This is a genomic window from Actinoplanes oryzae, from assembly GCF_030757795.1.
In the GTDB taxonomy this organism is placed as follows: Bacteria; Actinomycetota; Actinomycetes; order Mycobacteriales; family Micromonosporaceae; genus Actinoplanes.
On sequence record NZ_JAUQWH010000002.1, the window covers coordinates 164832 to 178104 of the forward strand.

At 72.0% G+C, this 13273-nt stretch carries 12 protein-coding genes and 1 pseudogene; 2 read left to right on the forward strand and 11 right to left on the reverse strand.

The features are described from left to right. Position 1: 1 nt before the first annotated feature. From fliN to RBH18_RS01795, 11 genes are all read right to left on the reverse strand, one after another. Entirely contained in the window at positions 2 to 748 is a 747-nt protein-coding gene (gene fliN, locus RBH18_RS01745) for a flagellar motor switch protein FliN (protein WP_306204017.1), read from the reverse strand. Beyond that, positions 745 to 1683: a flagellar motor switch protein FliM gene (locus tag RBH18_RS01750; RefSeq protein ID WP_306204018.1), complete on the reverse strand. Its 939-nt coding sequence runs from the start codon at positions 1681 to 1683 to the stop codon at positions 745 to 747. Before RBH18_RS01750 ends, fliN begins: the two co-directional genes overlap by 4 nt. Before the next feature lie 135 nt (positions 1684 to 1818). Further along, positions 1819 to 2277 (reverse strand): flagellar basal body-associated FliL family protein, encoded by a 459-nt coding sequence (locus RBH18_RS01755; RefSeq protein ID WP_306204019.1) that lies wholly within the window; start codon positions 2275 to 2277, stop codon positions 1819 to 1821. A 21-nt stretch (positions 2278 to 2298) separates the two neighbouring features. Continuing rightward, positions 2299 to 3324 carry a flagellar motor protein MotB gene (locus RBH18_RS01760; RefSeq protein WP_306204020.1) on the reverse strand — a complete coding sequence of 342 codons (1026 nt, stop codon included), beginning with the start codon at positions 3322 to 3324 and terminating at the stop codon, positions 2299 to 2301. Positions 3325 to 3329: 5 nt separating this feature from the next. After that, a complete protein-coding gene (locus tag RBH18_RS01765) occupies positions 3330 to 4118 on the reverse strand; it encodes a flagellar motor protein (protein ID WP_306204021.1) in 789 nt (262 codons plus the stop codon). A gap of 2 nt (positions 4119 to 4120) precedes the next feature. After that, positions 4121 to 4405 (reverse strand): flagellar FlbD family protein, encoded by a 285-nt coding sequence (locus RBH18_RS01770; RefSeq protein WP_306204022.1) that lies wholly within the window; start codon positions 4403 to 4405, stop codon positions 4121 to 4123. A 188-nt stretch (positions 4406 to 4593) separates the two neighbouring features. Beyond that, positions 4594 to 5820, reverse strand: coding sequence for a flagellar hook protein FlgE (locus tag RBH18_RS01775; RefSeq protein WP_306204023.1), 1227 nt, complete (start codon positions 5818 to 5820; stop codon positions 4594 to 4596). A 3-nt stretch (positions 5821 to 5823) separates the two neighbouring features. Beyond that, positions 5824 to 6420: a flagellar hook assembly protein FlgD gene (locus RBH18_RS01780; RefSeq protein WP_306204024.1), complete on the reverse strand. Its 597-nt coding sequence runs from the start codon at positions 6418 to 6420 to the stop codon at positions 5824 to 5826. An 80-nt stretch (positions 6421 to 6500) separates the two neighbouring features. Beyond that, entirely contained in the window at positions 6501 to 8567 is a 2067-nt protein-coding gene (locus RBH18_RS01785) for a flagellar hook-length control protein FliK (protein WP_306204025.1), read from the reverse strand. Between the two features lie 16 nt (positions 8568 to 8583). Then, positions 8584 to 9552: a transglycosylase SLT domain-containing protein gene (locus tag RBH18_RS01790; protein WP_306204026.1), complete on the reverse strand. Its 969-nt coding sequence runs from the start codon at positions 9550 to 9552 to the stop codon at positions 8584 to 8586. After that, positions 9549 to 10241 carry a flagellar export protein FliJ gene (locus RBH18_RS01795; RefSeq protein ID WP_306204027.1) on the reverse strand — a complete coding sequence of 231 codons (693 nt, stop codon included), beginning with the start codon at positions 10239 to 10241 and terminating at the stop codon, positions 9549 to 9551. The genes RBH18_RS01790 and RBH18_RS01795 overlap by 4 nt, the downstream gene beginning before the upstream one ends. 163 nt (positions 10242 to 10404) lie before the next feature. On the opposite strand from RBH18_RS01795, the gene flhA reads away from it, so the two are divergent. Then, positions 10405 to 12453: a flagellar biosynthesis protein FlhA gene (gene flhA / locus RBH18_RS01800; protein ID WP_306204028.1), complete on the forward strand. Its 2049-nt coding sequence runs from the start codon at positions 10405 to 10407 to the stop codon at positions 12451 to 12453. After that, positions 12443 to 13273: pseudogene (locus RBH18_RS01805) on the forward strand (hypothetical protein); the annotation flags it as partial. The gene flhA and the pseudogene RBH18_RS01805, both read left to right, overlap by 11 nt.

A 13273-nucleotide genomic window follows, 5' to 3' on the forward strand; every position in this document is an offset into this window, starting at 1 on the left:
CTCACTCCCGTTCGGTGCCGGGGGCGACGATCTCCGTGATCCGGATGCCGAAGTTCTCGTCGACCACGACGACCTCGCCGCGGGCGATGAGGCGGCCGTTGACCAGCAGGTCGGCGGGGCTGCCGGCGGCCCGGTCCAGCTCGACGATGGCGCCGGGGGTCAGGCTGAGCAGCTCTCGTACGCTCATCCGGGTCCGCCCGAGCTCGGCCGACACCTCCATCTCGACGTCGTGCAGCATGTCGAGCCCGCCGCGCATGGGCGCCGCGCCGGAGGCTCCCCGCGGGGCGACGCCGCCCGGGTCGGCCGGCCACGGGGTCAATGCCATGGCGAGCACGGCGTTGACCTGGCCGGCGTCGAGCAGCGGCACCGCGACGGCGTCGCCCTTCGCGGCGATCGAGCTGAGGGCGACGTCGGGCTCCATGAGCTGGCCGGGGTCGAGGACGACGGGGCCGAAGGCGCGGGCGGCGGCCTCCAGCGCCGGGCGTACGGCAGCCGTCAGGTCGAGCTCGCCGAGCGGGCTCTCCTTGAGCGCGTCGGCGAGGTCCTGGCCCACGACCACGACCACCTCGCCGGTGGCCGCGCCGCTGAACCGGGCGGTGACGGCCTGGCCGGTGGTCAGCAGGTCGGGCGTTGCCGCCACGGGGTTGCCGGCGGTCAGCTCGCGGCTGGTCGGCAGCACCCCGAGGGCCGCCACCGCGGCGGTCCGGACCAGCGCGAGCTGGGGCTCGGTGATCGTAGGCGCGGTCATCTACGTTCTTCCTCCTTGGGCGACGGCACGACGAGACACGCCAGCCGGGCGCCCTGGTTGCCGGGTACCGCATGGGCAAAAACGGTCTCGTTGACGGTCACCTCGAGCGGCACGCTGGTCGGGTGCCCGAGCGGCACGACGTCGCCGGGGCGTAGATCCACGATGTCATCGGTACGCATCCGGATGGGCTGGAATCGGACAGCTACGTCGATCGGCGCCGCGGAAAGGCCGGCCGTCAGGTTGCGCAGCGAGGTGTCCCGGACCATCCGTTCCTGCGGGGTGAGCTCGATCTGCTCCTGCTTCTCCAGGACCGGCAGCACGGTGTTGAACGGAACGCACAGCGTGGCCGCGCACTCCTCCGAGCCGATCTTCATCTCGAACGTGGCCACGACCACCGCGTCGCCGGGCTGGTGGGCGCGCAGGAACTGGGCGTTGTACTCGATGTCCTTGAGCTTCGGGTGGATGTCGACCAGCGTCTCGAAGCCGTACCGGAGCTCGCCGAGCATGCGCTCCAGCAGCCCGCGCAGCAGCGGCATCTCGACCTCGGTCAGCGGGCGCTCCGGCTGGGGCCCGCCGGGGCCACCGAGCATGTGGTCGATCGCGGTCATCACCGCGGAGGAGGCCATCTCCATGAGCACCGTGCCGGGCAGCGGGTCGATGGACACCACGGCGATGACGGTCGGGTTGGCCAGGGAGGCGACGTACTCGTCGTAGTTCAGCTGTTCGATCGAGACCAGGGACACGCTGCTGACCACGCGCAGCCGGGTGGTGAAGAGCGTGCCGCAGCTGCGGGCGTACGTCTCGAAGGCGATCTGCAGGGTCCGCACGTGCTCGCGGGACAGCTTGATCGGCTTGCGGAAGTCGTAGGAGGTCGGTCCCGCGCCGGCGCCACGCCGGGAGATCTTGCCGGGGGATCGGGTCGGGGAGCTGGTCACAGCAACCTCATCGGCACGATTCCGCAACCCGCTGAGGCGTACGGCGTGCTATGTCCCCGGAAAACACGAATAGGCGGATCCGCGTCTCCGCGGACCCGCCCTCGTCACTCGTGATCGGTGCCCCAGCCCAGGGCGTTACTGCGTGACGAACTGCGTGAAGTAGATGTCCATGACGGCCTGCTTGTCCTCCTCGACGTAGGCCTTCTCGATCTTCGCCAGGAGCTCCTCCTTGGCCTTCTCGCGGCCCTTCTCGGTGGACAGCTCGGCGACCGTCATGCCGGTGTACTGGTCGATCGCCAGGTCGGCGGCCTCGCTGAGGTCGACGGCCTCGGCCACGTCGGCGGTCTGCTGCAGGGCGAAGCCCAGCTTCAGGTAGTGCCCGTCGGCGAGGTTGATCGTGATGGCGTTCTCCAGGGCGGTGACGACGCCCTTCACCGGCTCCGGCTTCTCGGCCTCGGCCGAGTCGCCCTTGAAGAACGCGAAGTACGCGCCCGCGCCACCGCCGCCGAGCAACACGACGGCCGCGATGATGATGATGAGCATCTTGGGGGACTTCTTCTTGGGCGCCTCGGCGTCCTTCTTCTCTTCGGCCATCGCCAGACTCCTTCCGTCGTGTCAGTCGTGTTCGGTGGTGGACTCGGTGGTCGTTTCGGCCGTGCCGGCCTCGGCCTTAGCCGCGGCCTCGGCCGCGGCGGTCGCCTCGGCAGTGGTCTGGCCGGTGTGCAGCTCGGCGTCGTCGCCGGCCGCGGTGGGCAGCAGGGCCGCCTGGTCCGCGGTGAGCGTGGTCAGCACGATCACGTCGACGCGGCGGTTCATGGTCACCGAGCGCGGGTCGCTCGCCGGGATGAGCGGCTTGGTGTCGGAGAAGCCGACCGCGCTCATCTTCTTCTTGGCCAGGCCGTCGGCGATGAGGTACCGGACCGTCGCCGAGGCGCGCGCCGCGGACAGCTCCCAGCCGCTCGGGTAGAACGTCGTGGTCGCCTTCAGCTGGTTGGTGTGCCCGTCCACCTCGATGTTGTTGGGCAGCTCGGCCAGCGCCGGGGCGACGGCGTCCAGGATCTTCTTGCCGCCCGGCTGCAGGTCGGCCCGGTTGCCGGCGAAGACCACCTCGTTGGTGACGACGGTGACCACCAGACCGCGCTGGTCGATCGTGAACTTGACCTGGCCGAGCAGCTTGGCCTTCTTGAGCGCGTCGGAGATCTGGTTCTCGATCTTCTTGAGGTTCTCGGCCTCCTTGACGGCGGCCTGGGCGTTCTTGGAGGACTCGGCGCGCTCGGCGGCCTTGACCGCCTTCTCGACGGCCTCCTTCTGCTCCTTGGTCATGCCGGCCGTGCCGCCGTCGCCGCCGCCCGGGTTGACGCCCGGGTCGATCGGGACGACCGAGGTGGCCTGGCCGGCGCCGTCGAGGTTCGAGACGTTGCCGGAGAAGGCCGCGCTGGCGGCGCCGAAGCCCTCGGAGAGACCGGCCGCCAGTTCGGCGAACTTCTTCTGATCGACGCTGCTCATCGAGAACAGCACCACGAACAGGACGAAGAGCAGGGTGAGCATGTCGGCGTAGGACACGAGCCAGCGCTCGTGGTTGACGTGCTCCTCGTGCTCCTCGTGACCGCCCTTCTTCTTGGGCTTGCCGCCAGAGCTCATCTAGATCAGGCCGCCTTCTTGTTGGCCCCGGCCTCGGCCGCCTTGGCGGCGTCCGGCGGGAGCAGGCTACGGAGCTTCTGGGCGACGAGACGCGGGTTCGAGCCGGCCTGGATGGCCAGGACGCCGTCGATGACCAGTTCCATCTCGTCGACCTCGATGCCGGACAAGCGGTCCAGGCGGGCCGCGGCGGGCAGGAAGATCAGGTTGGCCGAGAGCACGCCCCACAGGGTGGCGACGAACGCCGCGGCGATCGAGTGGCCGAGCGTCTCGGGCTTGTCGAGGTTCTCGAGCACGTGCACGAGGCCCATGACCGTACCGATGATGCCAACCGTCGGGGCGTAGCCGCCCATGTTCTCGAAGATCTTCTTGCCGGCCTTGTCGGCCTTCTTCTTGGCGGTGATCTCGGCGTGGAGGATGTCGTGCAGCTCCTCCGGGTCGGTGCCGTCGATCGCCAGCTGCAGGCCGCGCTTGAGGAAGGGGTGCTCGACCGTCTTCACCGCGTCCTCGAGGGCCAGCAGGCCCTCGCGGCGGGCGCGCTCGGCCAGCTTGACCACGTCGTCGACCAGCTTGGTGGGCGGGGCGACCTTGGCGAGGAAGACCTTCTGGAACAGCTTGCCGACGCTGAGCGCGTCCTTGAGGACCGCGCCGGCCATGGCGGCACAGAAGGCGCCGCCGAAGACGAGCAGCATCGAGGGGATCAGGATGATGGAGCTGGCGTGACCACCCTCGAGCGCCTGGACGACGAAGACGATGATCAGGGCGACGACTACGCCGATGATGGAGGCGAGATCCATGGTCAGCGGTCCTTCCGGTGCAGCGGGAGCACGTTGCCGCTGGCGCGGGCCGGCTCGTCGTCGGTCAGGTCGGTGGCGGCGGGCGCGGCCTCGAGGCTGCTCGCCTGGGCGATCAGCGAGGCGCGGTAGTGGCGCACCGAGTCGATGAACTCGGGCACGGACTCGGCGATGACGTACTTGGTGCCGTCCACCAGCGTGATGACCGTGTCGGGCGTACAGTCGGCGCGCTCGACGAGGTCCGGGTTGAGGGCGAACACGCTGCCGTTCAAGCGGGTTACGAGGATCACGAGTGTTCCGTCCTTGGTTTGTCTGGGCTGGTGGGCCTTCCGTGGCCCGTCAGTAGGCTGTTCGGCCCGAGTCCGGTTGCCGATGAGCGCGGGACGGTCGCTGTTCGGGTGCGAGCGCCCGGGAAGACGGGGAAACACGAAGGCCGGGGCGGGCGCGATGCCCGTCCCGGCCTTCGCCGGCAGTGCCGTTAGCGCTTGAGGTTGACGAGCTCCTGGAGAATCTCGTCGGACGTGGTGATGATGCGGCTGTTGGCCTGGAAACCGCGCTGCGCGATGACCAGGTTGGTGAACTCCTGCGCGAGGTCGACGTTCGACATCTCCAGCGCGCCGCTGGTGATCAGGCCGAGGCCCGCCGAGCCGGCCGCGCCGACCTGGGCCAGGCCCGAGTTCACGGTGCTGCGGAACATGGAGTCGCCGATCTTCTCGAGACCGTTGACGTTGTTGAAGTTCGCCAGGGCGAGCTGGCCCAGCGACTGCTTGAGACCGTTGGAGAAGACGCCGACGATCTGACCGGTGTTGGACACCGTGTACGAGCTCAGGATGCCCGCCGCGGAGCCGTCCGACGCGCTGACCCGGGCCTCGGTGTTGCCCGAGTAGTGCGTGATGTCGGTGATGTCGACCGCGTACGTCTTGCCGTTGTCGGTCAGGTTGATGCTGGTGACCTGGTTGCCGCCGGCGTCGACCGGCTTGCCGTTGACGAAGGTCAGCACCTCCGACCCGCCGCCCGGCGTCGTGACGGTCCACTTGTCCGTGTCGGTCTTGGTCATCGTCACGTTGAGCGTGCTGGAGGCGCCGTTCTCGTCGACGACCGGGATCGGGATCACCTTGGAGCTGCCGGGCGTGGGCGTGGCACCCGCCGCAGCGGTGTTGACCGGCGCCTCGTAGGACAGGTTGCCCGTCAGCGTGAACTTGGTGGTCTCCTCGGGCGCGAGGCTGATGCCGATGGGGAGCTTGATGTCTCCCGGGGCGCCCGCGGTGTTCACGGTGCCGTCCGCGTCGGCGGACCAGCCCTGCACGATCTGGCCGTTCGGGGTGGTCAGCGAGCCGTTGGCGTCGAAGGTGAACGAGCCGGCCCGGGTGTAGACCGACTCCCCGCCGCTCTTCACGACGAAGAAGCCGTCACCCTGGATCATCATGTCGCCGGACTTGCCGGTGGTCTGCGCGGCGCCCTGGCTGAAGTTGGCGTTGATGCTCGCCGTCCGCACACCGAGGCCGACCTGCGCCGGGTTGGTGCCGCCCGCGCCGTTCTGCGGGGCGCCGGCGGCGTTGACCATCTGCGACAGCGTGTCCTGGAAGACCGCCTGGCTCGACTTGTAACCGGTGGTGTTCACGTTGGCGATGTTGTTGCCCGTGACGTCCATCATCTGCTGGTGCGCACGGAGACCGGAGATGCCGGAGAAGAGGGAACGCAGCATAGGTCAGATTTCCTTCGGGGTAGCGGAATCATCGGAGGCGGTGTTCTCGGTCTCTCCAGCGGTGTCCCCGGCGGCGGCCGGTGTGGCCGAGGCAGCCGGAGCTGCCGCGGCCGGAGCAGCCGCTGCCGGGGTGGCGGTGGCCGCGGGCTGCGCGACCGACGCCTGCTGGACTTCCGTGACCTTGGACAGCTGCACATCCGTGTTCCCGACCACGAGGGTCGGTTCGCTGTCTCCGTTGAGCTTCGTGCGGGTGACGACGCCCGTCTGCGAGACGCCGTTGGCGTCCTGGTAGGTGACCGTGCGGCCGACCAGCGCGCTCGCGCCGATCAGCTGCTGGGCCTGCATCATCTCGGCGATCTGGCCGAGCTTCTCGACCTGCGTGAACTGGGCCGTCTGCGCCAGGAACTGGGTCGAGTCGGCCGGGTTGGACGGGTCCTGGTACTTCAGCTGGGCGACCAGCAGCTTGAGGAAGGTGTCCTGGTCCGCGACGGACTTGCTCGCGCCGGCGTTCGTGGTGGTCCCGTTGGTGTACGTCGACGTCGCCTTGGCGGTCTTGTTGTCGTACGTGTTGCTCACGAACCCGTTGATCGGAGAAGTCATCGGCCGGTCTCCCTCGCGGTTGGTGGCCCTCGCCCTTCAGGTTCGGCCGGGTCGCCGATTCGCTTAGCGCCAGATCTTTTTCAGGCGTCGACGTCCAGCCGGCCGTCGCCCACGACCCGGGCGGGCTCCGGCGGTGCGGCTTCGGCCTGAGCGGTGGTCCCGGCCGCGGACCCCCCGCCGGTACGCCCACCCGGGCCGCCGCCCTGGTTCATGAACGCGAACTGCTGCCGGGCCTGGTCGCCCCCGCCCTGCCGCAGGTCGAGGTTCGCGTTCGTGAAGCCGGAGTCCTGCAGGTCCCGGCGCAGCTCGTCGAGCGCGTCGCGCAGCGAGTCGTGACCCGCCTCGGTCGAGCTGGACAGCTGCAGGTTGATCTCGCCGTTGCGGATCTCGGCGACCACCTGGACCGGTCCGAGGTCGACAGGGTGCAGGTTGACGGTCAGCCGGTGCACCCCGTCGGCGTCGAGCCGCAGCGGCGTGATCCGGGTGGCGAGCTGGTGGGCGACCGGCCCGGGCAGCGGCGGCGCGGGCGGCGGGGCGACATCGGACACCGGCGCGGCGGGCGCGGCCGGGCCCACGGGTCCCGCTGCCTGTACGCCCAGGGGCAGACCCGCACCCGGGGCGCCGCCGGGAAGCGGGCCGGCCGGGGGAGCGGAGGCGGCGCCGCCGTTCTGGTTCTGGCCGTTGCCGGCCGTACCGTCGCCGCCCGCCTGGCCCTCGCCCGCCGGCGGCTGGTCGCCGACCGCGGAAGTGGCGTCGGTGTTGCCGAGCGGCTCGGCGTTGACGTCGGCGGGCGCGGCGGTCTCCGCGGTCGTGGCCGTGCCACCAGTGGCGGCGGCAACGGTCTCGGTGGTGACTGCGGTGGCCGCGGGGTCGGCTGCGCTTGCCGTGGCCTCGGCCGCCGGAGCCGGAGCAGCGGAAGCCGGTGCCGGAGCCACGGGAGCGGTCGAGGGGGCGGGCGTTGCCGGGGCGGTGGGCGCCGGACCGCCGGCGAGGGCGGCCTCGGCGGTGGCCGCCAGGTCCGCGGCGGCGGTGGTGCCGGCCGCGGCGACGGCGGGACCGAAGGGCACACCCGGCGTGGACGTCCCGGTCCCCAGCCCGTCGGCGACTGCCCGGGCGACGTTCGGGTCGGCGGCCGCGGCGGTGGCCTGCCCGGTCCCGGCGCTCACGGCGGCCGTCTGGGCAGCGACATCGGCCTGGACCGCGGCGGTCTGGGCGGCGTTGCTCGGCGCGAGGGCAATGCCCGGGGCCGGTGCGGCGGCGGCCAGCCCGGCGGCCATCGTCTCGGCCCGGGTCCAGGCTGCCGCCTGAGCGGCCCCGGTGTTCGGCGCCGGCGCCTGCGCCTGCGCGGCGGCGGATGCGGCGGCGACAGCAGCGGCGGCAACCGGCGGCGGCGCAGCGGTCGGAGCCGTCGTTTCCGCTGTGGCTTCCGGGACGATCGGTGCGTTGATCGGCACGAGATGCAGCGGTGGCGGCTGGGGAGCGGCCACGCGTGCCTCGGCAGGCGGTGTCTCGGCCGGGGGTTCGGCGTCGGCGGACAGGGCTTCGGTGCCGGAGGACGAGGCCTCGGTCGCCACGGGCTCGGCGCCGGAGGACACGGGCTCAGGCCGGGAGGAGAGGAATCTGGCGTCGTAGGGCGCGGGCCCGGCGTCGGAGGACGGCCGGTCCGGCGGCTGCGGCTCGCTGCCGGCGGGAGGGGCCTCGGCCCGGTCCGTGGTCGCGCGGTTCTGCCCGGCGGCCTCCTGGCGCATCCGATCCTGCGTCGCCTGCTGCTGAGCGGCGCGCAACTGCAGCCGGTTGTTGGTCAGCCGCTGCCACGCCCGCTGCCGGGCCGCGTCCTGGAGAGAATGGGCCACGTCCCGCTGGGACTGGGCCGCGTCGTGCGAGGAGCGGGTGGAGCCGGCCGCGTCGTGCGAGGAGCGGGCGGAGCCGGCCGCGTCTTCCGAGGAGCGGGCGGACCGGGCGGCGTCCTGTGGGGACCGGGCGGACCGGGCCGGGCCGGAAGCGGGCGCGGGCCGGTCGTCGTCGCGGCCGAGCTCGGCCGACAGCGCCGATCCGAAGGCCGCACCGCCGTCCGAGCCGCGGGCGGGCGCACGGAAGGACGGGTCGGTGACCGGCCGGCGGTCGGGCCCGGTGACGGATGTGGTCATGGGTACCTCTCGGGAGTCAGCCGCCGAGCGCTTTGAGTGCCTTCTGCACCTTCGGGACGTAGGCCTGGGTCTCGGAGAACGGCGGGATGCCGCCGTACTTGTGCACGTTGCCGCCCCCGGCGTTGTAGGCGGCGAGGGCCAGCGGGAGCGACTTGAACTCCTTGAGGTGGCTGGAGAGCAGCTTCGCGGCGCCGTTGATGGCCTGCTGCGGGTCGAAGGAGTTGTCCACGCCGAGACCCCGGGCGGTCGCGGGCATGAGCTGCATGAGCCCCTGCGCGCCCGCCTTGCTGACGGCCTGCGGGTTGTAGCCGCTCTCGACCTTCGCCACGGCGGCGAGGAGCTTCGGCGAAACGCCGTACTTGGCGCCGGCCTTGACGAACATGTCCGCGTACGGGACGCCGGCCAGCGATCCGGAGTTCTGCAGGCTGGCGGGGCGTACGGCCGACGCGGCAGCCGTGGCGACCGCCCCGGTGGCCTCCGCGGTGCCGACCACGCGGCGGATGTGCGTCGGGGTCTCGTACACCGATTGGATCTTGACGTGGTCGCCCGGCTTCGGCGCGGCGATCATCTTGTTGTTGCCCAGGTAGATGGCCACGTGGTCGACCGGCGTGTCGAACGCCAGGATGTCGCCGGGCCGCGCGTCGGCCAGCCCGTTCACCTTGGTGCCCACCTTGGCCTGCTCGCCCGAGGTGCGGGGCAGGTCGATCCCGAGGTCCTTGTACGCCCGCTGGACCAGCGCCGAGCAGTCGAGCCCCTTGCCCGGGTCGGTGCTGCCGAAGACGTACTTGGTGCCGAGGTACTTCTTGGCCGCGTCGACGACGGCCTGCCCGGTCACCTCGGGAGTGGCCGTGGCACCGGCGAGCGCGGCGGCGAACTTGACCCCGGAGGCCTGCGTCGTCGCGGCGGTGCTGACCTGCGTGCCGGCGAGTCCGAGCTGGCTGCGCAGCTCCGACATGCGGCTCAGCACGCCGTCAACGCCCCTCATGCCCGGCTCCCGTCGTCGTCGGTCCCCTCGCCCTCGTCTTCGGCCGCCCCGGCGGGGGGCTTAGCGTCAAGGGAGAGTCGCGAGCGGGCCTCCTCGATGGCCACGCGCGCGTCGGCCAGGTCGATCATCGGCCGCTGCGCCGCGACGGAGTTGGCCAGGTCGCGGGCGATCTCCTCGCGCTCCGCGGCCGTACGCCGGTCCGCGACCGTGCCCCCGCCGGTGCGCAGCGGGTTGGCGCGCTCCTCGGAGGTGGCGTCGACGCCCCGCGCCGCGTTGCGGGCCTTGGTCGTGACGGCGATCTCGTCGATGTTGTTCTGCTCGACGGTCGCGTCGTGCCGCTTGACCGTCTCGGCGTGCCGCTCGGAGAGCATCTCCACGGCCCGGCGGCGCTTGGCGGCGTCGGCCAGCTCGGCGACCTTCTCCCGGGTACGCTCCTCGGCCTCGTCCACGAGCTTGTGCGCCCCGGACAGCGTGGCGGCCAGCGACTGCCGCGCCACCATCGACGCCACCATGGCCCGGGCGGTGCCCTCGGTCGGGGCGTCGGCGCCGGCCAGGTCGAGCTGGCGCCGCTTGACGAGCTGCTGGGCCTCCCGGATCTCCTGGCGGGACTGGATGAGCGCGCCGCGGGCGGCGTCCTCCTGAGCCTTGCGCGCCCGGAGCACGGGTCCGAGCCGGAAAAGCCTGTTCACGCGTATCCCCCTGACGTACGCCCTACGAGACCCTGGTCGGCCCGGGGGCGTCCGCGCTGAGGTCCTGCACCCGAGCTGCACCCGACGGCCATACCGGATAGATCCGGAATTCCGCTCACGTCGGGGCGGATGCTGCGGGAGTATCGGATGGGAAAGGGGGGCCGTGAAAAACCGCAACCTCAGCAGATTCGCCGTGCCCGTCGGGGTCATCGGCATCATCGTCATGATGGTCGTGCCGCTGCCGACCTTCCTGCTCGACCTGCTGATCGCGCTCAACATCACGGTCGCCCTGCTGGTGCTGCTGACCGCCATGTTCGTGCAGCGGCCCCTGGACTTCGCCGTCTTCCCGGCCCTGCTGCTGGTCCTGACGCTCTTCCGGCTCGCGCTCAACATCAGCGCGACCCGGCTGGTGCTGCGCGACGGCGACGCCGGCAAGGTGATCCACGCGTTCGGCGACTTCGTGGTCGGCGGCTCGCTGGTCATCGGCCTGGTGATCTTCCTGATCCTGGTCATCGTGCAGATGGTCGTGGTGACCAAGGGCGCCGAGCGCGTGGCCGAGGTGGGCGCCCGCTTCACCCTCGACGCGATGCCGGGCAAGCAGATGGCCATCGACGCCGACCTCAACGCCGGGCTCATCGACGAGGCCGAGGCGAAGAAGCGCCGGGCGGACGTGGCGGCGGAGGCCGACTTCTACGGCGCCATGGACGGCGGGTCCAAGTTCGTCAAGGGCGACGCCATCGCGGCCATCATCATCACGGTCATCAACCTGGTCGGCGGCTTCGCGGTCGGCATCCTGCAGCAGGGCATGGCGCCCGCCGAGGCGATGAACCTCTACAGCCTGCTGACCATCGGCGACGGCCTGGTCTCGCAGATCCCGGCGCTGCTGCTGTCGGTGGCCACCGGTCTGATCACGACCCGCTCGGCGACGTCGGGCGACATGGGCACCAGCGTCACCGCCCAGCTCGGGCAGAACAAGCTCGCCCTGCGCATCGCCGGCGGCGCCGCCCTCGGGCTCTGCGTCATCCCGGGCCTGCCCAAGGTGCCGTTCCTGATCATCGGCGCCGCCGTGCTGCTGATCGCGCAGCGGATCAAGGACCCGCTGCCCGAGGAGGCGGCCGGCGCCGCGGGCGTGCCCGAGCCGGAGCGGCCGGCGCCCGACTCGCCCGAGCAGCTGCTGGGCGAGATGCGGGTCGACCCGCTGGAGCTGGCGCTCTCGCCCGATTTGGTGGACCTCGTCGACACCAACGGCGGCGACCTGCTCGACCGGGTGCGGGCGTTGCGCCGCAAGATGGCGCTGGAGCTGGGCATCATCATGCCGCCCGTACGCACCCGCGACGACCTGGACCTGCCGCTGTCCTCGTACGCGATCCGCATCTCCGGCGTCGACGCCGGCAGCGGCCAGGCCCCGCCCGGCACGGTGCTCGCGATCGGCGACAGCCTGCAGGCGCTGCCGGGGCGGGCCGGGGTCGAGCCGGTCTTCGGCCTGGCCGGCAAGTGGGTGCCGGCCGAGCTGCACTACCAGGCGGAGCTGAGCGGGGCCACGGTCGTCGACCGGGCCTCGGTGATCATCACGCACCTCGCCGAGATCGTCCGGCAGAACGCGAGCCGCCTGCTGGGCCGCGAGGACGTGCGGAACCTGACCGAGATGGTCAAGCGCACCCACCCCGTCGTGGTGGAGGAGCTGACCCCGAGCCTGCTCAGCCTCGGCCAGGTCCAGAAGGTCCTGCAGGCGCTGCTCGACGAGGGCGTGCCGATCCGCGACCTGGTCCGCATCTTCGAGTCGCTGTCGCTGCGCGCGAAGGTGTCCGTCGACCACGACGGCCTGGTGGAGGCGGCCCGCTCGGCGCTCGGCCCGGCCATCGCCGCCCAGTACGCCGCCCAGGGCCGGCTGACCGTGATCACGCTCGACCCGATGCTGGAGCAGGGCCTGCTCGAGTCGCTGCGCCCCAGCGAGACCGGCGCCTTCATGGCGATCGACGGGATGCGCGCCGAGGCGATCGTGAGCGAGGCCGGCCGGCTCGTCGAGGCCGCCGAGCAGTCCGGCATCACGCCGGTGCTGGCCTGCTCCCCGCAGCTGCGACTGCCACTGATGCGTCTCCTGCGCGCCGGTTCCCGCCGGGTGCAGGTGCTGTCCTACTCGGAGATCTCCGGGTCCACCGCACAGATAGAAACCATGGGGGTGGTGAACGGTGCCTACGCGGGTGCTGCTTGAGGGGCCGGCCATCGAGCCGTTGCTGGCGCAGGTGCGCGACGAGTACGGCTCCTCGGTGCGGATCATCTCGGCGGACAAGGTCCGGACCGGGGGCTTCGGCGGGTTCTTCGCGAAGCAACACTACGAGCTGTCGGTGGAGGTGCCGGACGCCGACGAGCGTCCCGCGCCGGCCGCTCGCCCGGCGGCGCGTCCCAGCCCCGCCCGTCCCGCCGCCCCGGCGGCCGACGACGGGCCGCAGACGCTGGAGCAGTTGCTGGCGCGGGCGGAGTCCCGCGACCACATCGCCCCCGACGACGCCAACGACCGGGCCGTGGGACGTGACGCCGGGATCGGCGACACCGCGGCCGCGGTCACCGGGCGGCCGGCGGGACCCGGCGGTCCCGGCCCGGAGCGGGGGCTGGCCGATCCCCAGTCGGCCTTCGCCGAGCTCATGGCCAACCTGGACCGGGCCGAGGCGAACATCGGGCCGGCGCTGCGGGCGCAGGCCCCGCCCGACGACGACGATCAGCCGAAGGTCCGGCCGTTCCGTCCCGCGCAGGCGACCGGCGCGCCCGTCAACGGGGGGAGCAACGGGCGGGTGAAGCCGCTGCCGCCCGTACCGTCGCTGGCGGAGCTGATGGGTGGCCTGGGCGTGGACGAGTCCGCCGTCCCGCCGCCGCCGGCCGCGGCCCGCGCGGCCCAGAACCCGGCGCCGCCGCGGTCGCCCGCCGCGGCGTACGGGCTGGCGCCGACCTCGCCCGCCCCCGCGGCCAGCCTGGTCGAGCAGCTCGGCGGCCTGGGCCTGGACCGTCCCGCGCCGCCCGCGCCGGCGGGGCCCCTG

Bases quoted from the DNA above. Each gene is read 5' to 3' on its own strand.
- RBH18_RS01765 (WP_306204021.1), bottom strand. From the start codon at position 4,118: ATGGATCTCGCCTCCATCATCGGCGTAGTCGTCGCCCTGATCATCGTC.
- RBH18_RS01775 (WP_306204023.1), bottom strand. From the start codon at position 5,820: ATGCTGCGTTCCCTCTTCTCCGGCATCTCCGGTCTCCGTGCGCACCAG.
- RBH18_RS01755 (WP_306204019.1), bottom strand. From the start codon at position 2,277: ATGGCCGAAGAGAAGAAGGACGCCGAGGCGCCCAAGAAGAAGTCCCCC.
- fliN (WP_306204017.1), bottom strand. From the start codon at position 748: ATGACCGCGCCTACGATCACCGAGCCCCAGCTCGCGCTGGTCCGGACC.
- RBH18_RS01790 (WP_306204026.1), bottom strand. From the start codon at position 9,552: ATGAGGGGCGTTGACGGCGTGCTGAGCCGCATGTCGGAGCTGCGCAGC.
- RBH18_RS01760 (WP_306204020.1), bottom strand. From the start codon at position 3,324: ATGAGCTCTGGCGGCAAGCCCAAGAAGAAGGGCGGTCACGAGGAGCAC.
- RBH18_RS01780 (WP_306204024.1), bottom strand. From the start codon at position 6,420: ATGACTTCTCCGATCAACGGGTTCGTGAGCAACACGTACGACAACAAG.
- RBH18_RS01785 (WP_306204025.1), bottom strand. From the start codon at position 8,567: ATGACCACATCCGTCACCGGGCCCGACCGCCGGCCGGTCACCGACCCG.